The 18,827-nt window shown below is 74.0% G+C and carries 13 protein-coding genes; 8 read left to right on the top strand and 5 right to left on the bottom strand.

Annotated elements, in window-relative coordinates:
• Positions 1-211 precede the first annotated feature (211 nt).
• On the top strand, positions 212-2,734 hold the full coding sequence (locus tag KSNIM_RS28655; protein WP_263108149.1) for a discoidin domain-containing protein: 2,523 nt from the start codon (positions 212-214) through the stop codon (positions 2,732-2,734).
• Between the two features lie 84 nt (positions 2,735-2,818).
• Here KSNIM_RS28655 and KSNIM_RS28650 read toward each other — a convergent pair whose 3' ends face one another.
• Positions 2,819-5,050: an MMPL family transporter gene (locus KSNIM_RS28650; protein WP_263106008.1), complete on the bottom strand. Its 2,232-nt coding sequence runs from the start codon at positions 5,048-5,050 to the stop codon at positions 2,819-2,821.
• Between the two features lie 310 nt (positions 5,051-5,360).
• Here KSNIM_RS28650 and KSNIM_RS28645 point away from each other — a divergent pair, with 310 nt between their 5' ends.
• A complete protein-coding gene (locus tag KSNIM_RS28645; RefSeq protein WP_263106007.1) occupies positions 5,361-6,488 on the top strand; it encodes an alpha/beta hydrolase in 1,128 nt (375 codons plus the stop codon).
• 124 nt (positions 6,489-6,612) lie between these two features.
• The gene (locus KSNIM_RS28640; RefSeq protein ID WP_263106006.1) at positions 6,613-8,883 is read left to right on the top strand and encodes a glycosyltransferase family 39 protein; all 2,271 of its coding nucleotides are present in this window, start codon (positions 6,613-6,615) and stop codon (positions 8,881-8,883) included.
• Between the two features lie 225 nt (positions 8,884-9,108).
• On the opposite strand, the gene KSNIM_RS28635 is transcribed toward KSNIM_RS28640, so the two are convergent.
• Entirely contained in the window at positions 9,109-9,852 is a 744-nt protein-coding gene (locus KSNIM_RS28635; protein WP_263106005.1) for an HNH endonuclease family protein, read from the bottom strand.
• A 92-nt stretch (positions 9,853-9,944) separates the two neighbouring features.
• The gene (moaA, locus tag KSNIM_RS28630; RefSeq protein ID WP_263106004.1) at positions 9,945-10,985 is read right to left on the bottom strand and encodes a GTP 3',8-cyclase MoaA; all 1,041 of its coding nucleotides are present in this window, start codon (positions 10,983-10,985) and stop codon (positions 9,945-9,947) included.
• A gap of 131 nt (positions 10,986-11,116) precedes the next feature.
• Between moaA and KSNIM_RS28625 the strand changes: the two genes are divergently transcribed.
• The 5 genes from KSNIM_RS28625 to KSNIM_RS28605 all read left to right on the top strand — a co-directional run bounded on the left by KSNIM_RS28625 (position 11,117) and on the right by KSNIM_RS28605 (position 15,871).
• Positions 11,117-11,719, top strand: coding sequence for an NTP transferase domain-containing protein (locus KSNIM_RS28625; protein WP_263106003.1), 603 nt, complete (start codon positions 11,117-11,119; stop codon positions 11,717-11,719).
• A gap of 202 nt (positions 11,720-11,921) precedes the next feature.
• Positions 11,922-12,740 (top strand): hypothetical protein, encoded by an 819-nt coding sequence (locus tag KSNIM_RS28620; protein WP_263106002.1) that lies wholly within the window; start codon positions 11,922-11,924, stop codon positions 12,738-12,740.
• A 144-nt stretch (positions 12,741-12,884) separates the two neighbouring features.
• Entirely contained in the window at positions 12,885-13,688 is an 804-nt protein-coding gene (locus tag KSNIM_RS28615) for a hypothetical protein (RefSeq protein ID WP_263106001.1), read from the top strand.
• Positions 13,689-13,926: 238 nt separating this feature from the next.
• On the top strand, positions 13,927-14,733 hold the full coding sequence (locus tag KSNIM_RS28610; RefSeq protein WP_263106000.1) for a (2Fe-2S)-binding protein: 807 nt from the start codon (positions 13,927-13,929) through the stop codon (positions 14,731-14,733).
• Positions 14,734-14,863: 130 nt separating this feature from the next.
• A complete protein-coding gene (locus tag KSNIM_RS28605; protein WP_263105998.1) occupies positions 14,864-15,871 on the top strand; it encodes a DUF2637 domain-containing protein in 1,008 nt (335 codons plus the stop codon).
• Between the two features lie 37 nt (positions 15,872-15,908).
• Here the strand turns inward: KSNIM_RS28605 and KSNIM_RS28600 are convergent, their stop codons facing one another.
• Together KSNIM_RS28600 and KSNIM_RS28595 are read right to left on the bottom strand one after the other, a co-directional pair.
• Entirely contained in the window at positions 15,909-18,134 is a 2,226-nt protein-coding gene (locus KSNIM_RS28600) for a SpoIIE family protein phosphatase (RefSeq protein WP_263105997.1), read from the bottom strand.
• Between the two features lie 221 nt (positions 18,135-18,355).
• Positions 18,356-18,817 (bottom strand): ATP-binding protein, encoded by a 462-nt coding sequence (locus KSNIM_RS28595; RefSeq protein ID WP_263108147.1) that lies wholly within the window; start codon positions 18,815-18,817, stop codon positions 18,356-18,358.
• Positions 18,818-18,827 lie beyond the last annotated feature (10 nt).

The following is an 18,827-nucleotide window of genomic DNA, read 5'->3' as shown; positions in this document are numbered from 1 at the left end:
GCAAGGATTCCGGCCCCGCCCTGCCCCGCATTTCCCGGCGCCCCTGCGCCGCGCCGGCCCGCCAGTCGCGGGCCGGTTCCCCACGCCGACGCCCGACGTCCGCGCCCCCACGAAACCCCCACCCACCCCACCGCAGGAGAAGCCCGTGAGGCTCACTTCAGCACGCCCCGGCGCCCGAGCCGGCCGCCGCGGCCCCGCCGCCCTGCTCGGCATGGCCCTGCTCTCGGGCGCCGTCCTGGCGCTCCCCGGCAGCGCCGCCCACGCCGCCGACACCCTGATCTCGCAGGGCCGGACGGTCACCGCCTCGTCCGTCGAGAACGGCGGCACCCCGGCCGCCTACGCCGTCGACGGCAACACCGGCACCCGCTGGTCCTCGGCCGCGAGCGACCAGCAGTGGATCCAGGTCGACCTGGGCGCCTCGGCGACCATCAGCAAGGTCGTGCTCCAGTGGGAGGCCGCCTACGGCAAGGCCTACCAGATCCAGACCTCCGCCGACGGCAGCAACTGGACGACCGTCTACTCCACCACCACCGGCGCCGGCGGCAGCGAGACGCTCAACGTCTCCGGCACCGGCCGCTACGTGCGGATGAACGGCGTCACCCGGGCGACCGGCTACGGCTACTCGCTCTGGGAGTTCCAGGTCTACGGCTCGTTCGGCGGCACCACCCCGGACACCTGCGGCACCACCAACGCCGCCCAGGGCAAGGCCGCCACCGCCTCCAGCACCGAGAACGCGGGCACCCCCGCCTCGGCCGCCGTCGACGGCAACACCGGCACCCGCTGGTCCTCCGCCGCGAGCGACCCGCAGTGGCTGCAGGTCGACCTCGGCTCCGTCCAGCAGGTCTGCCAGGTCCAGCTGAACTGGGAGGCCGCGTACGGCAAGGCCTACCAGATCCAGACCTCCGCCGACGGCGGCAACTGGACGACCGTCTACTCCACCACCACCGGCGCGGGCGGCAACGAGACCCTGAACGTCTCCGGCTCCGGCCGCTACGTGCGGGTCTACGGCACCCAGCGCGGCACCGGCTACGGCTACTCGCTCTGGGAGTTCGCGGTGCACACCGGCGGCGGCTCCACCGTCCCGCCCGTCCAGGGCGGCGGCGACCTCGGCCCGAACGTGCTGGTCTTCGACCCGTCCACGCCGAACATCCAGGCCAAGGTCGACGAGGTCTTCACCAAGCAGGAGTCGAACCAGTTCGGCAACGAGCGGTACGCGCTGCTCTTCAAGCCCGGCACGTACAACAACATCAACGCCCAGATCGGCTTCTACACCTCGATCGCGGGCCTGGGCCTGAACCCGGACGACACCACCTTCAACGGCGACGTCACCGTCGACGCCGGCTGGTTCAACGGCAACGCGACCCAGAACTTCTGGCGCTCCGCCGAGAACCTGCACCTCAAGCCGGTCAGCGGCACCGACCGCTGGGCCGTCTCGCAGGCCGCGCCGTTCCGCCGGATGCACGTCGAGGGCGGCCTCAACCTCGCCCCCGACGGCTACGGCTGGGCCTCCGGCGGCTACATCGCCGACTCGAAGATCGACGGCCAGGTCGGCAACTACTCGCAGCAGCAGTGGTACACCCGCGACAGCTCGATCGGCGGCTTCTCCAACGGCGTCTGGAACCAGACCTTCTCCGGTGTCCAGGGCGCCCCCGCCCAGGGCTTCCCGAACCCGCCGTACACCACGCTGGACACCACCCCGGTCTCCCAGGAGAAGCCGTTCCTGTACCTGGACGGCAACGACTACAGGGTCTTCGTGCCCGCGAAGCGCACAAACGCCCGCGGCACCTCCTGGGGCAACGGCACCCCGCAGGGCGCCTCGCTGCCGCTGAACCAGTTCTACGTGGTCAAGCCGGGCGCCACCGCGGCCACCATCAACCAGGCGCTGGCCCAGGGCCTCAACCTGCTCTTCACGCCGGGCGTGTACCACGTCGACCAGACCGTCAACGTCACCCGCCCCGGCACGGTCGTGCTCGGCCTCGGCCTCGCCACCGTCGTCCCGGACAACGGCGTCACCGCGATGAAGGTCGCCGACGTCGACGGCGTCAAGGTCTCCGGCCTGCTGCTGGACGCCGGTGCCGTCAACTCCCCCGCCCTGCTGCAGGTCGGCGACGCCGGCCCGGGCGCGAGCCACGCGGCCGACCCGGTCGTCGTCCAGGACGTCTTCGTCCGGGTCGGCGGCGCCGGTGCGGGCAAGGCCACCAACGGCATGGTGATCAACAGCAACAACACCGTCGTCGACCACACCTGGATCTGGCGCGCCGACCACGGCGCGGGCATCGGCTGGGAGACCAACCGCTCCGACTACGGCTTCGTCGTCGGCGGCAACGACGTGCTCGCCACCGGCCTGTTCGTCGAGCACTTCAACAAGTACGACGTCTGGTGGAAGGGCAACGGCGGCCGCACGATCTTCTTCCAGAACGAGAAGGCGTACGACGCCCCCAACCAGGCGGCGATCCAGAACGGCAGCACCCGCGGCTTCGCGGCCTACAAGGTCGAGGACTCGGTCAACACCCACGAGGGCTGGGGCCTGGGCAGCTACTGCTACTTCAACGTGGACCCGACCATCGTCATGGACCACGGTTTCGAGGTGCCGAACAAGTCCGGCGTCAAGCTGCACGACGTCCTGGTCAACTCGCTCGGCGGCAACGGCCAGTTCGCCCACGTGGTGAACGACACCGGCGCCCCCACCTCCGGCACCTCCACCACCCCGTCCAACGTCGTCTCCTACCCGTGACAGCCTGACCCCCACCCAGCAGGACCGTCACGCGGCGGCCGCCGCACCGGGACACCGGTGCGGCGGCTTCGCCGTGCGTGCGGGTCAGGCCTCGTCGCCCTCCGTGTTGATGTGCGGCAGGATCTTGTCGAGCCAGCGCGGGGTCCACCAGGCGTGCGGGCCGAGCAGCGTCATCACCGCCGGCACCATCAGCAGCCGGACGACGGTGGCGTCGATCAGCACGCTCACCGCGAGGCCCAGGCCCAGCATCTTGACCACGATGTTGTCGCTCAGGATGAACGCCGCGAACACGCTCACCATGATCAGTGCGGCGCAGGTGATCACCCGGGCGGTGATCTCCAGCGCGTGCGCCACGCTGTCCTTCGCGTCGCCGGTGCGCATCCAGTTCTCGTGCACCCGCGACAGCAGGAACACCTCGTAGTCCATGCTCAGACCGAAGACGATGGCGAACATCATCATCGGCACGTAGCTCTCGATCGGCACCGTTCCCGACACCCCCAGCGCAGGTCCGCCCCAGCCCCACTGGAAGACCGCCACCACCACGCCGTACGAGGCCGCGATCGACAGCAGGTTCAGCACTGCCGCCTTGACCGCCACCAGCAGGCCGCGGAAGACCGCCAGGATGATCAGGAAGGCGAGGCCCACGACCACCGCGATGATGGCCGGCAGCCGGCTGGCGACGATGTCGCGGAAGTCCACCTGGGCCGCGGTCGTACCGGTCACGTAGGTGACCGCCGGGGTGTTCGCCACGGCCTTCGGCAGCGCGGTGTCCTGCAGGCTGTTGACCAGCTGGGTGGTCTTCTCGTCCTGCGGCTGCTGGGCCGGGATCACCGTGGAGGTCAGCACGTCGTTGTCGCTGGACGGCAGGAACGGGCCGATGCTCGCGATGTTCGGGGTACCGGCCAGCGCCTGCTGGACATCGGTGACCACCGCCTGCTGGTTCGCCGCCGGCACGTTCGTCTGGTCGATCACCACCGTCAGCGGGCCGTTGGAGCCCGGGCCGAAGGCGTCCGACATCAGGTCGAAGGCCTGCTTGTCGGTGAAGGAGGGCGGATCGGCGCCGTCGTCGATGTGCCCGAGCTGGATGGAGAACAGCGGGATCGCCAGCACGCACACCACCACCACACCGGAGATCAGGAACCGCCACGGGTGGCGCTCCACCACCTGCGCGTACCGGTGCCAGGTGCCGGTGGCCTCCTCGCCCGGCGCGGCGTCGGTCTCGGCGACCGGCTTGCGGACGTGCCAGCGGTCGATCGCCCGGCCGATGATGCCGAGCATCGCCGGCAGCAGGGTCAGCGCACCGGCGACGGCCGTGACCACCGTGACGCCCGCGGCCAGGCCCAGCTTGGAGATGAAGCTGACGCCGGAGACCGAGAGGCCCGCGAGGGCGATGATCACCGTGCAGCCGGAGACCAGCACCGCCCGGCCCGCGGTGGACACCGCGTGGCCGGCCGAGCCCACCGGGTCCGCGCCGTCCATCAGCCCCTGCCGGTAGCGGGTCAGCAGGAACAGCGCGTAGTCGATGCCGACACCCAGGCCGATCATGGTGGCCAGGGTCGGCGAGACGGTCGCGAAGGTCGTCGCCGCGGCCAGCAGGCCGAGGCAGCCCAGGCCGACGACCACCGCGATCAGCGCGTTGATCAGCGGCAGGCCTGCAGCGATCACGCTGCCGAAACCGATCAGCAGCACCACGATCGCCACCGCGAAGCCGATCGCCTCGCTGCTGCGGTCGTCCGCCTTGGGCCGGGCCGCCTCGCCGAGCGGTCCGCCGTACTCCACCTGCACCCCGGCCTGGCGCATCGGTGCGACCGCGTTGTCCACCTGGGTCAGGTAGTCGCTGCCGTAGGTGCTCGGGTTGGCGTCGGTCTTGAAGGTGATGAAGGCGGTCAGCCCGTCCGTGGAGAGCGGGCCGTTCGGGGTCTGGGTGGTCGGCTGGCCGGGCTGCGGCAGCGGGTTCTGCACCGACAGCACGTTCGGCAGCTTCTGCAGGTTGGCGACCGACTGGTTGATCTGGTCGGAGAAGCCGGTGAGCGCCTGGGCGTCGTGCAGCACGATCTGCGAGCCGACGCCGCCCGCCGCCGGGTTGTGCGCCCGCAGCACGTCGAGGCCCTTCTGGGCCTGGCTGCTGGAGATGTTGAAGTCGTCCGAGAAGGTGCCGCCGACCAGCCGGTCGGCGGCCTGGATGCCGCCCAGCGCGACCAGCCAGGCGATCAGGACGAGGACGCCGTGCCGGGCACACCAGGATCCGAGCCGGTGCAGCGCGCCGGGGCGGCGGGTCCTCTCCGCGGTGGCGGTGCTCGGCGGCGGTGACGGCATGCGCCCTCCCGGGGTCGGCACGGCCGGGTGCCACCGGCGGTGCGTCGGGCGATCGGAGGCCGGCAGGCCGGGCGCCCGGCGGTGCGAGCGGTGATCGGCGGATGACGGCCGGTGACGAGCGTAGGCAGCGAACACGGCGCCGGGCGGGCCGACACACCGCCCCGTCCCCCGGACGCCAGCGCCCCCCGGCCCCGTCCCGGCAACCGCCGACCGTCCGTCGGGTCCACCGCCGCGCGGGCCGTCCGTGCACATTCTTGACACAGCCCGGGGGCGTTCTGAACGCTTTCTGACAGTCCTCTACGATCAACGCGTGTTGAGCCTGACCGGACTGCCGCTGCGCGTCCTCGCCCTCCTCCTCGCCGTCGCCGCCTTCGCCGCCACCATGTGGCTCTGGCCGAAACTGGCCGGCCGCGGCTGGAAGGCCTGGCTCGGCAGGCTCGGCGCCTTCTTCGGCACCCAGCTCGCGGTGTTCGCGGCCATCGGCCTGGTCGCCAACGCCTACTTCGGCTTCTACACCACCTGGGGCGACCTGCTCGGCACCGACGGAAAGCCCGGCACCGTCGTCGACCACGAGCCCGGCGGCCGCGCCGTGTCGGTGCTCGGGCAGCAGAAGATGTACTCCTCGCAGGGCTCCGCCGAGGAGCGCTCCGGGACGATCGAGAAGGTCCGCATCCGCGGCGCCGCCTCCGGCCTCACCGGCACCCCCGCCTACGTCTACCTGCCGCCGCAGTACTTCCAGCCCGCCTACGCGCACAGCCGCTTCCCGATGGCGCTGGTGCTCTCCGGCTACCCGGGCTCCGCCGAGAAGCTGATCTCGCTGCTGGAGTACCCGGACTCCACGCTGAAGGCGATCCAGGGCGGACAGCTGCCGCCCACCGTGCTGGTGATGATGCGGCCCACCCTCGGCGGCAACCGGGACACCGAGTGCATGGACATCCCCGGCGGCCCGCAGGTGGAGACCTTCTTCACCGAGGACCTCCCGCGCGCGATGGCCGGCACCTACCGGATCCTCGACCGGCCCGAGGCACGGGCCGCCGTCGGCGACTCCACCGGCGGCTACTGCGCCCTCAAGTTCGCACTCCGCAAGCCCGACTCGTACCGCTCGGCGATCTCGCTCTCCGGCTACTACAGCGCCCCGACCGACCCCACCACCGGCGACCTGTTCGGCGGCAAGCCGCGGCTGAAGCAGGAGAACGACCTGCTGTGGCGGCTGCGGACGCAGCCCGCCCCGCCGGTCTCGCTGCTGCTCGCCACCAGCTACGACGAGCACAACTACGGTGCCACCCAGAAGATGGTCGGCGCGTTCAAGGCGCCGACCAGGGTGTCCACCATCACCCTGGACACCGGCGGCCACAACTTCCGGACCTGGACGCGGGAGATCCCGCCCGCACTGGAGTGGCTCGGCCACCGGCTGGCCCCGCCCGCGCCCACCGGCTGACGCCCCCGGGCCGACGGCCCCGCAGGGCGGCCGGACGGCCGGACCGGCGGGCCCGAAGAAGATCACACCGGGCTCATAGGCCGCTCTCATGGAGCTCTCAGCCCGCGCGGTCAGCGTATCCCCCATGACCACGACCAGTTCCGTACCTCCGACCAGCGAACCGTGGCCCGAGGCCGCGAACTTCCCGCCGCCGGCGCCCGCCGACCGGCAGGCCACAGTCGAGCCGCTCTTCCCGCCGGCCGAGCTGCCGCTGCGCGGCCCCAAGGGGCCCGGGTCGTGGGCCGGCCGGCTGCGGACCCTGCCGGCCCGCGCCTGGCGCGGGCGCGAGGACGACCCGCGCTGGGTCCGGCCGGCGTTCCTCGCACTGCTCGCCGCGACCGCCGCCCTCTACTTCTGGAACCTGACCGCCTCCGGGTGGGCGAACTCCTTCTACTCGGCCGCCGTCCAGGCCGGCTCGCAGAGCTGGAAGGCCTTCTTCTACGGCTCCTCGGACGCGTCGAACTTCATCACCGTCGACAAGCCGCCGATGTCGCTGTGGCCGATGGCTCTCTCGGTGCGGCTGTTCGGCCTGAGCTCCGGCAGCATCCTCGCACCGCAGGTGCTGATGGCGGTGGCGACCGTCGCCACCGTGTACGCCACCGTGCGCCGCCGCTTCTCGCCGGTCGGCGGACTGGTCGCCGGCGCCGCACTGGCGCTCACCCCGGTCGCGGCACTGATGTTCCGCTTCAACAACCCGGACGCACTGCTGGTGCTGCTGCTCACCCTCGCCGCGTACGGCCTCGTCCGGGCGACCGAGACGGCGAGCACCCGCTGGCTGGTGTTCGTCGGAGTGATGTTCGGCTTCGGCTTCCTCACCAAGACGCTGCAGGCCTTCCTGGTGCTGCCGGCCTTCGCGATCGTCTACCTGGTCACCGCCCCGACCGGCCTCGGCCGACGGTTCCGCCAGCTGCTCCAGGGCGGCCTCGCCATGGTCGTCGCCGCCGGCTGGTGGGTCGCGATCGTGGAACTCGTCCCGGCCTCGGCCCGCCCCTACATCGGCGGCTCGCAGGACAACGACTTCCTCTCGGTGACCTTCGGCTACAACGGCTTCGGCCGGATCACCGGCAACGAGACCGGCAGCGTTGGCGGCGGTGGCCGCGGCGGCGCGGGCGGCGGCATGTGGGGCGAGACCGGCATCACCCGGCTCTTCGACGGCGACATCGGCGGCCAGATCGCCTGGCTGATGCCCGCCGCCCTGATCCTGCTGGTGGTCGGCCTCTGGGCGACCCGCCGCCACCCGCGCACCGACAGCGCCCGGATCGCCTTCCTGGTCTGGGGCGGCTGGCTGGTCTGCACCGCGCTGACCTTCAGCTTCATGTCCGGCATTTTCCACCAGTACTACACGGTGGCCCTCGTCCCCGCCGTCGCCGCCCTCGTCGGCATGGGCGCGGACGGCCTCTGGCGGGCCCGGCACCGGCTGCCGTACGCCGCCCTGCTCGGCGGCACGGTCGCCGTCACCGCGGTCTGGGCGTACGTGCTGCTCGGCCGCAGCGCCGACTTCGTGCCCTGGCTGCGGTGGGTCGTCCTGATCGGCGGCCTCGCCGCGGCGGTCGCGCTGCCGCTCGCCGGCCGGGCGAGCGGGCGGCTCGGGGCGCGGCTGGCCACGGTCGCCGGGCTGGCGGCGCTGGCCGCGGCACTCGGCGGGCCGACCGCCTACGCCCTGCAGACCGTCTCCACCGGGCACAGCGGCTCCATCGTCACGGCCGGCCCGCAGGTCCAGGGCGGCGGGTTCGGCGGCCCGGGCGGCGGCCGGTTCCGGGCGGGCGGCGGTATGCCCGGGGGCACGGGCTTCCCCCCGGGCATGCAGGGCGGCCAGACCGGCCAGGGCCAGACGCAGGGTCAGAACGGCTTCCCCGGCATGAACGGGCAGGGCTTCCCCGGCGCGACCGGCCAGAACGGCTTCCCGGGCATGAACGGGCAGGGGTTTCCCGGCACCGGGACCGGCGAGGGCCGGACAGGGCGCGGCGCGGGCGGTCCGGGCGGCATGGGCGGACTGCTCAACGGCGCCCAGGTCAGCAGCGAGGTCGCCGCCCTGCTCACGCAGGACGCCGGCCGGTACACCTGGGTCGCGGCCGCCGTCGGCTCGCAGAACCAGGCCAGCTACCAGCTCGCCACCGGTGAGCCGGTGATGGCGCTCGGCGGCTTCAACGGCACCGACCCGTCGCTGACCCTGGCCCAGTTCCAGCAGTACGTGAAGGAGGGCAAGGTGCACTGGTTCATCGGCGGCGGCGGCTTCGGCGGCGGTGGCATGGGCGGCTCGTCCGACTCCTCGGAGATCACGAGCTGGGTCCAGGAGAACTTCACCGCCAAGACCGTGGGGAACACCACCCTCTACGACCTGACGGCGACGAAGTAGGGAAGGCTCGACAGCAGGGCGAACCCAAGGGGCCGCCGGACACGTGGGGCAAGCCACCGGGGGTGCGGGGAACTGCGCGCAGCGGAACGTGACGAACCGTCACCTTCCGCCCGCGCAGTTCCCCGCGCCCCTGGCTTCGGGTCTGCCCGAGCTGTCGGGCCCGCCGTCCCCGGATTGCGCAGTTCCCCGCGCCCCCGAGGTCGTGCCCACCCTGTCCGGTCTCGGTCAGCTGCACTGGGCGAGCATGGTCTGCTTGTCGGCCGGGGTGACCGGCAGGTCGTACTTGAGGGCGACCTGGGCGAAGCGGACCACGTAGGCGCAGCGGATCTTCGGGTCGGCGGGGAGCCACTCGGAGGGGCCGGAGTCGCCCTTGGCGGAGTTCTGGGGGCCGTCGGCGGGGATCAGGTTGAGCGGGTCGTTGGCGATCCTGACCCGCTTGGCCTTGTCCCACTTCGCGGCGCCCATCTGCCAGTCGTAGGACAGCGGCATCACGTGGTCGATCTGGATCCTCGTGGCCTGCGCCTTGGTCCACTGCACGTCCTTGCCGGTGTACGGGTCGTGGATGGTCATGGAGGTGACGGTGCAGGCGGAGCCGTCCTTGTGCTGGACGGAGCGGCCGTCGCGGGCGAGCAGGTCGTTGCGGGTGTCGCAGTTGTTGTGGCCGAGGGCGGTGCCGTCGACGTTGTCCGTCCAGGCGGGGCCGAACTGGTCGCGGTCGTAGCCGGTCCTGGGGCCGGCCGCGGCGGTGCGGACCTTGCCGATCAGGTCGCGGCCGGCCTTGTGGTCGGCGGCGGTGGTGAGCGGGGCGAGGCCGGGCCTGGTGCCGTCCGGGTTCTGCAACGGGCTGGTGCCGAGGGCGCCGGCCGGGGCGTGGTCAGCGGAGCTGCCGGAGGTACCGGAGGTGCAGGCGGTGAGCAGGAGGGCGGGCAGCAGCAGGGCGGACAGGGTGGTGGCAGGGCGGGCGCGCACGGGTTCTCCCCCGACGGTGTGGCGGTGACGGCGCACCAGCAGAGCAGGGGCCGTCGTGCCGGGTCAAGCCGCCGGGGTGCGGGGCCGGGGGGTCAGCCCCCGATCGCGGACATCGGGCGGTCGGGGCGGACGAAGCCCGCGGAGTCGATGGCGTGGCCGGGGCCCTTGCGGGCGATGGTGGCGCGCCAGGCGGCCTCGATCCGGTCGTCGTCGGCGCCGCCGCGCAGCAGGGCGCGCAGGTCGGACTCCTCGGTGGCGAAGAGGCAGTTGCGCAGCTGGCCGTCGGCGGTGAGCCGGACGCGGTCGCAGCCGCCGCAGAACGGCCGGGTGACGGAGGCGATGACGCCGACGACGGTGTCGGTGCCGGCGATCCGCCACTCCTCGGCGGGGGCGTTGCCGTGCCGGCCGACCGGGACGAGCTCCCAGCGGCCGCCGAGGTCGGCGAGGATCTCGTCGGCGGTGACCATGCGGGCACGGTCCCAGGCGCCCTGGGCGTCGAGCGGCATGGATTCGATGAAGCGCATCCGGTAGCCGTGTCCGGCGGCGAAGGCGACGAGGTCGCGGAGTTCGTCGTCGTTGACGCCTCGGACGGGGACGGCGTTGACCTTGACCGGGCCGAGGCCGGCGGCGCGGGCGGCGGCGAGTCCGTCGAGGACGTCGGTGAGCCGGTCGCGGCGGGTGATCTCGGTGTAGCGCTCGGGGCGGAGGGTGTCGAGTGAGACGTTGACCCGGTGCAGGCCTGCGGCCTTCAGGTCGGCGGCGGTGCGGGCGAGGCCGATGCCGTTGGTGGTGAGCGAGAGCTCGGGACCGCTGTCCGGGCCGCCGAGGGCGGTGAGGGCGGCGACCAGGCCGGGCAGTCCGCGGCGGAGCAGCGGTTCGCCGCCGGTGAGGCGCAGGCTGCGGATGCCGAGGCGGTGGACGGCGATCCGGGCGAGCCGGACGACCTCGTCGTCGGTGAGGAGTTCGGGGCGGGGCAGCCAGTTCAGGCCCTCGGCGGGCATGCAGTAGGTGCAGCGCAGGTTGCAGCGGTCGGTCAGCGAGATCCGCAGGTCGGTGTGGATCCGGCCGTGGCGGTCGAGCAGGGGGCCGCCGGGGGGCTGCGCGGTGCCGGGAGCGGTGGAGCGGGGTGCCATGCGCCCAGTACAGGGCGAGGGCGGGGGGCGCGGCCAGCGGCGGAAGTTCCGGTGTGTGCCGCTGACCTGCGAGGTCTCCTTGTCGGATCGTCCAACTGCCGCTGCGGCGCCCGGGTCGGGAGACTGGGGGCATGAGTGATCGGCGGATTCCGGCCCTGGTGCTGGCGGCGGGCGGCGGGCGCAGGTTGGGCGGCCGGCCGAAGGCGCTGGTGGAGCACCGCGGGCGGCCGCTGCTGGAGCATGCGCTGGAGGTCGTCCGGGCGGGCGGCTGCGGGCCGGTGGTGGCGGTGCTGGGGGCGGCCCGGGAGGAGGTGCGGGCGCGGGCGGAGACGGGCGACTGCCTGCTGGTCGACAATCCGGCGTGGGAGAGCGGGATGGGCTCCTCGCTGCGGGCGGGGCTGGCGGCACTGCCGGCCGGTGCGCCGGCGGTGCTGGTGATGCTGGTGGACACGCCGGGGGTGACGCCGGAGGCGGTGCGCCGGCTGCTGGCGGCGCACCGGGCGGGCGGCCAGCTGGTGGCGGCGGCGTACGGCGGGCGGCGCGGGCATCCGGTGCTGATCGGGGCGCGGTACTTCGCGGAGGCGGCGGACGGGGCCACCGGGGACGCGGGGGCGCGCGCCCTGCTGGCCGCGCACGCCGGGGGGCTCCTCCTGGTGGAGTGCGGCGACGTCGCGGTGCCGGACGACCTGGACACTCCGGAGGACCTGGCGCGCTGGAGGGCGTCCGCCGGATGAACCGGCTTGCGGCGCAGGAACGTTGGCCACTCGCGTGCGCCTCGGCCACCGGTGCCCCCGCTGTTCGGCGGGGGCGCCGCCGCCGACCGGTCGTACGCCCCTCAACTCTCCCTGAGGTTTGCCGTAACCCGTTCCACCACCTGCCCGGATCAGCGAAGATATGGGTGACCTGCCCAGCCGACACCGAACGGACGGTGCCAGCATGACCGCAGTGCCGCAGCCCGACGACTTCAGCGACCGGGTGCCCGGCCCCGCCCCGTCCGCGGGTGGCACCGCGATCCGCTGCCCCGCCTGCCGGGCCGAGCACGTGTACGAGGCACCCAACCTGCCGTGTCCGTGCGGGGCGCAACTGCGGGTGCCGCTGCTGCGCGGCGGGGTGCCGGTGCAGGTGCGGTTCCGCTCCTGGGAGGACTCCTGGCTGAGCATGCGGTGTCCGCACTGCGGCCGCAACGACCAGTGGCCGCAGCCCGAGTTCACCTGCAACTGCGGGGCGACGGTGCGGCTGCCGGTGGACCGGGCGCCGCGGCAGCCCGCCACGGGGGCGAGCGGCCGGCCGGTGGGCGCCCGCCCGTACACCACGGCGGTGCCGCCGGACCAGGTGGCGTCGCCGTCGGGCCGGCACCGGCTGATGCGGCCGCCGTTCCGTCCGCAGCCGGTGCACTCGCCGCAGGACGCGATGCTGGCCGCGGCCCGCTACCTGCAGTGGCTGGGCTTCGAGGATCTGGAGCTGACGGACGGCCAGGACCGCGAGGCGGTGACGCTGCTCGGCTCCCGGATGGTGGCCCAGGTGGACACCTGGTCGGACCCGGCGGACGTGAAGGCCGTCGAGTGCCTGTGGATGCAGACGCTGCACAGCGAGGAGATGGCGGCGGCGATGTTCACGCTGGCCGGCTTCTCGCACCAGGCGGTGGTGCGCGGCGAGCAGTTGCTGGTCGCGCTGTTCACGCTGGACGCGTCGGGCATCCCGCAGCCGGCGAACGGCGCGGCCGAGGCGCTGATGGAGACCGGCTGGACGTCCTGACCCCCGCCGCGGCGGAAGGTGCCACTCCGTAATCCGTGCCGCTCGTGATCTGGTGCACAAGCGCGCCCCCGTGTTGAATTGCCGCCACAGCGCGGCCGTGGGGACGACCCGCGCCTGCCGGATGGCGCACACAAGGAGGTGGCGTTGTCGGAGCACGGAACGGGCCCGGGGGGCGTGGCGGACGCCGTATGGCGGCTGCGGTCGCGCGGATGCTGGCAGGAGGCTGCGGAGTTACTGCGACCGCACGCCGGACGGGATCCGGCCGCCGCCCTCCAGCGGGCCGAACTCCTCATCGAGCAGTGCATGTTCACGGCCGCGAACTGGGCCGAGGCGGAGGCCGCGCTGCGGCTCGCCGAGGCGGGGGCGGCGGCGCCCGCCCAGCGCGCCGCGGCGGCCTGTGCCCGCGGGTTCCTGGCGTACGTGGCGAGCGTGCTGGGCAGACGGGACCGGTTGGACGAGGCGCAGGCGGCGCTCGGGCGGACCTCCGCGCTGCTCGCCCCGGACGCACCGGGCCGCCCGCTGCTGGACTTCCGGCGCGGCCTGGTCGCCGAGAACCTGCTGCACGACCCGGCGGCGGCGCGGATCGCCTACCGGCGGGCGCACGACGCGGCGGTGGAGCGGCACGACGACCTGCTCTGCTCCTACACCTGGCGGCACCTGGCCGGGCTGGCGCTGGCCGGTGGCGACCGGGAGCGGGCCAGGGAGGGGTTCCGGGCCTCGTTGCGGCTGCGCGAGGAACTCGGCTTCACGGTGGGGGTGGCACCGGCCCTGGCCGCTCTCGCGGACGTCGTCGAACCCGCGGAGGCGGCCCGGTTGCGGGCTGAGGCGGCCCGGCTCGTCCAGGCCCTGGGCGGGGTCCCGGTCTGGCTGGCCGGCCGGCTGCAGGTCCCGCCGCAGAGCGCCGGCCCGGACGGCGCGGTGGTGCGGGCGCCGGGGACGACGGCCTGACCGGAGGGAGCTGCGCGGGGCGGACCGCCCGCACCGCGCGGCCCTCCCCGGCGCGGCCCGCGACGCCGCCCCCACCCCCGGCACGCCCCGGCATCGGCAGGTCCGATGGCGTCCCGGGCGGCCTCGGCAGCCCGGTCGACGTGAGCTAAGGTAAGGCTAACCTGCCCGGGGCGAGCAGTGCTCCGGACGGGTTCCGCCGTCCCCGGGCTCCGCCGAGCCCCGTACCGCTGGGGCCCGCATGACCCTGACCGCCGCCGAGCCCGCCGCGGTGCCGGCCCGCCCCGCGTCCCCGCTCGCGGGCACGTACCGCAGGCTGGCCGCCGCCCACCCCGCCCTGCGCGTCCGGCTGGCGCCGCTGCCCTCCGGCGACGGCTGGGCCGCCGCCGGCGACCTGGCACGGGACCCGGAGGCCGTCCGCGCCGCGATCGCCCACGACGCCGAGGCCGGCGAGCGCGACTACGGCACCCCGCTGCGCCCGGACGTGGCGGCCGGCTTCTGCTTCCACCGCTGGGTGTGGCCGGTGGCGCTGGCGATCACCCTGCCGTGGTTCCTGGAGCGCCGGGTGCCCCGGCTGCCGGTGGGCCGGGTCGCCTTCCACCGGGCACGCGGCGAACTCGCCGTGGACCCGGTCGAGCTGGTCGGCCTGCCCGGCGACCCGCTCGCCGCCGGCGGTCTGCTGCGCACCGTGCCGGACGAGGCCGCGCTGCGCGCCGAGCTGCTGGACGCGGTCCACGAGCACGTGGCGCCGATGGTGGCCGCCTTCCGCCCCTGGGTGCGGCGCGGCCCGCGGACGCTCTGGGGCACGGCCACCGACGACGTGGTCGAGGGCCTCTGGTTCCTGGCCGGCCGACTCGGCGAGGAGGAGCGCGCCGTCGCGGAGCTCACCGCGCTGCTGCCCGGCGGCGGCCCCGCCCCCTTCGTCGGCGGTGCCGCCTTCCGCCGGGCGGACGGAATGCGCACACGCACTCGGTCGAGCTGCTGTCTGTTCTACACGGTTAGCCCGAACGAGCTGTGTTTCACCTGCCCGCGGCAGCAGGAAAGGTGATTGCCATTCGAATATTCGCCGATAATTCCCCCGCACCGGTGCATCGCCGGTAATCCCGCCTTCGGCGCCCGCATTCTCCGCCATCATGGTCCAGCCGTCCCTACGCAGGAAAGCGAGGCTGGTTCAGGCCATGAGACTGTCCGACATACCACTGGGCTGGGGCGCGGTGGGCGTGGCCCTCCTGGTGGTCGCCGCCGTGCTCGTGGCGTTCGCCCGCAACCGGGCCGCCGCGGCGACGGGCGGGTCCGACTCCTGGGAGCGCTCGGAGGAGCGCCGCCGCCGCAAGGAATCCCTGTACGGGGCCGCCTCGTACACCCTGCTCTTCTGCTGCGCCGCGGTCGCCGCGGCCCTGTCCTTCCACGGCCTGGTCGGCTTCGGCGTGCAGAACCTCAACCTCTCGGGGGGCTGGGAGTACCTGGTGCCGTTCGGCCTGGACGGTGCCGCGATGTTCTGCTCGGTGCTGGCCGTCCGCGAGGCCAGCCACGGCGACGCGGCGCTCGGCTCCCGGCTGCTGGTGTGGCTGTTCGCCGGCGCCTCCGCCTGGTTCAACTGGGTGCACGCGCCGCGGGGCCTGGGCCACGCCGGGGCACCGCAGTTCTTCGCCGGCATGTCGCTCTCGGCGGCCGTGCTCTTCGACCGAGCGCTGAAGCAGACCCGCCGGGCGGCGCTGCGCGAACAGGGCCTGGTGCCCCGTCCGCTGCCGCAGATCCGGATCGTCCGCTGGCTGCGGGCCCCGCGGGAGACCTACGCCGCCTGGTCGCTGATGCTGCTGGAGGGCGTGCGGACGCTGGACGAGGCGGTCGAGGAGGTCCGCGACGACCGGCGGACGGCCGCCGCCGACCGGGAGCGCCGACGGCTCGCCAGCCGACGCGAACGGGCCGAGATCCGCGCCATCGGCCGCCACCACGGAGTCTGGCGCCAGCGTTCGGCTGCCAGGCAGCTGGAGGCGGGCGGCACGGAGCCCGTCATAGCCGTCGACTCCGCCCCCGCCGGGGGGCGGGCGGCCCCGCAGCCGGGTCTGCCGGTCCGGCCGGCGCCGCTGAGCGTCGACCTGACGCCGGAGGAGGACACCATGACGCTCCCCCGGCTGGACTCCCTGGAGCAGAAGCTCAAGGACCTGGAGCAGCAGTTCGGCTGATCGACCGGAGCGGACCGGGGGCGACGCGCCCCTGGTTTCAGTACCCCTGGTTGTCCGTCGGGGCCGGGCCCTCGGCGGACAGCTCGAACCACATCCGCTTGCCGGAGCCGCGGGGCTCCACGCCCCAGCCGTCGGCGAGTGCCTCGACCAGCATCAGTCCGCGCCCGGAGGAGGCCTGCTCGCCGGGCGTGCGGCGGGTCGGCCACAGGTCCGACTCGTCCTCGACCTCGACCCGCAGCCGGGCCCGGCCCTGACCGGGCACCTGGTAGAGCCGGGCGGTGAACATCGCGTCCCGGTCGGTGTGCCGGATCGCGTTGGTGACGAGCTCGGAGCAGAGCAGCTCGGCGGTGTCGATGAGGTCCGGCACCTGCCAGCGGCGCAGTGCGTCCCGCAGTTCGCCGCGGAGCTCGGAGATCCGGGCGAGGTCGGCCTGGCCGATCCGGCGGCGCAGCTGCTGGGCGGCGCGGCCACCGGTGGGGCCGTCCCAGCGGAGCAGCAGCAGCGCTATGTCGTCCTCGCGCTCGCTGGAGTCGGCGGCGCGGGCGGCGACCCGGTCGGCGAGTTCCTCCAGCGGGTCGCGGGCGGACTCGTCGCGGGCGGGCAGTGGTGCGGCGACGGCCTCGCAGAGCCGGCCGAATCCGGTGTCGAGGTCCATGCCTCGCGCCTCGACCAGACCGTCGGTGCAGAGCACCACGGTCTCACCGGGGTCGAGGCTGAACCGGGTGACCCGGTACTCCTCGTCGGGGTCGACGCCGAGCGGCAGGCCGCCGGCGACCGGGAGGACGGAGGCCGAGCCGTCGGCGCGGCGGACCACCGGGTCGAGGTGGCCGGCCCGCACCGCGTAGACCACGCCGTAGTCGACGTTGACCTCCGCGTAGGTGCAGGTGGCGAAGTGGTCGGTGTCCAGGTCGGCGAGGAAGCGGGAGGCGCGGGCCATTACCGCGGCGGGCGGGTGGCCCTCGGCGGCGTAGGCGCGCAGGGCGATGCGGAGCTGGCCCATGATGCCGGCCGCGTGCACGTCGTGCCCCTGGACGTCGCCGATGACGAGGCCCACGTGGCCGCCGGGCAGTGGCACCACGTCGTACCAGTCGCCGCCGATCTGCAGGCCCGAGCCGGCCGCCAGGTAGCGGACGGCGGTGGTGACGCCGGGCACCGAGGGCACGGCGCGCGGCAGCATGACCCGCTGGAGGCTGGCGGCGAGCTCGTGCTCGGCGTCGTGCAGCTGGGCGCGGGCCAGGGACTGCGCGACCAGGCCGCCGAGGGTGGAGAGCAGGGTGCGCTCGTCGGCGTCGAGCTCGCGGTCGTCGTCGAAGCTGACCACGCAGACGCCGATCGCCCGGCCGCTGACGACCAGCGGCAGGAAGGCCCAGGAGCTGCGGCCGGTCCCGGCTCCGAGCTGCTCCCAGGCCTCCGGGTAGCGCTCGCGGTACTCGTCGCGGTCGGCGATGAAGACGGGGGTGCGGGTGCGGACGGCGAAGGACATCGGGTGGTCGGCGGCGAGCGGGGAGCGGTCATGCCGGGCGATCAGCTCGCTGCGGTAGCCGCTGGCGCCGAGGATGGCGAGCCGGCCGGCCTCCATCGAGGCGAGCACCAGGCCGTCCGGCGGCAGGCCGGGCAGCGGCAGCTCGGTGAAGACCCGGGCGACGTCGCGGACGGTGACCGCCTCGGAGAGCGCGCGGGCGGCCTCCTTGATGAACCGGGAGCGCTCCTCGCGCAGCGCGGCGAGTTCGCCGGCCTTCTCGCGCTTGTGCAGCTCGACGGTGGCGTCCCAGACGAAGCCGACCATCCGGGACGGGCGGCCGAATGCGTCGGCGAGGACCCGGCCCCGGAAGCGCACCGCGTGCATCTCGCCGCCGGGGTGGACGGTGCGGTAGTAGGCGCCGCACTGGCCGAGCTCGGCGACGGCCCGCTCGACGCGGCGGCTGACGACCGGGGCGTCCTCGGGGTGGAGCAGCGCGAGGAAGGCGGCGGAGCTGCGGTCGAAGCGGTCCGGGTCGAGGCCCAGGATGTCGCAGGCCCGCGTGTCGCCCTCGAGGATGTCGCGGCGGATGTCCCAGTCGAACGAACCGATGCCGTTGGCGGCCATCGCCGGCTCGAGCCAGTCCGGGGTGGTGTCGCCGCCGCGGGCGGACAGGCTGCGGCCGGTCGGGGGGACCGGCAGGCCGGCGGTCGCGGTGCGCAGCGCGTGGCCCGCGGCGGTGCGCACCGCCTGGGCCGGTGGGCTCCGGCGCGCGGGCCCCTGCGGCTCGGGCTCTGTCGCCATGTGTCTCCTGCCGCTGCAGGCCGTGCCGTCCGGGCGGACGGCACGGCCGTGTCGTGATCGGATCGGTGTGCCGGCCGGTGGGGCAGGTCGGGAATCGGTTCTTACCGCCGCGCACCGCGCACACATTCTCACTAGCCTCTCGTATGTTCGGCAAGGCGGCAATCCCGGAGCACCGTTCGGGTGTCGCAAAGGTGGGGCCGATGTAACGGTTCGTACACGTTTCACGACGGTCCGAGCTCGAACCAGGTGACCTTGCCGTCGCCGCGGAGCTGCACCCCCCAGTCGTCCGCCAGCGCTTCGACCAGCAGCAGCCCGCGACCCGAGGTCGCGTACTCGGCGGGTGCGCGACGCCCGGGCAGTCCGGTCGCGGCATCGCGGACTTCGATCCGGAGCAGCCCGTCCGGGGTGAGCATCGCGTCGAACACCGCGCCGGCCCCCGTGTGCACCAGCGCATTGGTGATCAGTTCCGAGGCGAGCAGTTCCGCGCTGTCGGCACGCTCCGGCGGTATCCCCCAGCGGTCGAGCACGGCCCGCAGCCGACGGCGGACGGCCCCCACGGCGTGCAGCTCGCCCGGCTCCAGCACGGCGTGCAGCCGGCGGTGCAGCCCGCAGCCGGCCTCCCGCCCCGGGGCCGTGGCGCCGTCGGGCGCCGCCCTCGGTGGCGGCGGGCCGCCGGCCCGCACCGGGCTCCCG

This window comes from Kitasatospora sp. DSM 101779 (assembly GCF_025655475.1).
Lineage (GTDB): Bacteria > Actinomycetota > Actinomycetes > Streptomycetales > Streptomycetaceae > Kitasatospora.
The sequence above is the reverse complement of the archived record's forward strand: the minus strand, read 5'-3'. Positions and strand labels throughout refer to the sequence as shown.

Excerpts from the sequence above, each read along its gene's own strand:
- KSNIM_RS28655 (WP_263108149.1), top strand. The coding sequence starts at position 212 with ATGGCCCTGCTCTCGGGCGCCGTCCTGGCGCTCCCCGGCAGCGCCGCC.
- KSNIM_RS28650 (WP_263106008.1), bottom strand. The coding sequence starts at position 5,050 with ATGCCGTCACCGCCGCCGAGCACCGCCACCGCGGAGAGGACCCGCCGC.
- KSNIM_RS28640 (WP_263106006.1), top strand. The coding sequence starts at position 6,613 with ATGACCACGACCAGTTCCGTACCTCCGACCAGCGAACCGTGGCCCGAG.
- moaA (WP_263106004.1), bottom strand. The coding sequence starts at position 10,985 with ATGGCACCCCGCTCCACCGCTCCCGGCACCGCGCAGCCCCCCGGCGGC.
- KSNIM_RS28625 (WP_263106003.1), top strand. The coding sequence starts at position 11,117 with ATGAGTGATCGGCGGATTCCGGCCCTGGTGCTGGCGGCGGGCGGCGGG.
- KSNIM_RS28620 (WP_263106002.1), top strand. The coding sequence starts at position 11,922 with ATGACCGCAGTGCCGCAGCCCGACGACTTCAGCGACCGGGTGCCCGGC.
- KSNIM_RS28610 (WP_263106000.1), top strand. The coding sequence starts at position 13,927 with ATGACCCTGACCGCCGCCGAGCCCGCCGCGGTGCCGGCCCGCCCCGCG.
- KSNIM_RS28605 (WP_263105998.1), top strand. The coding sequence starts at position 14,864 with ATGAGACTGTCCGACATACCACTGGGCTGGGGCGCGGTGGGCGTGGCC.
- KSNIM_RS28600 (WP_263105997.1), bottom strand. The coding sequence starts at position 18,134 with ATGGCGACAGAGCCCGAGCCGCAGGGGCCCGCGCGCCGGAGCCCACCG.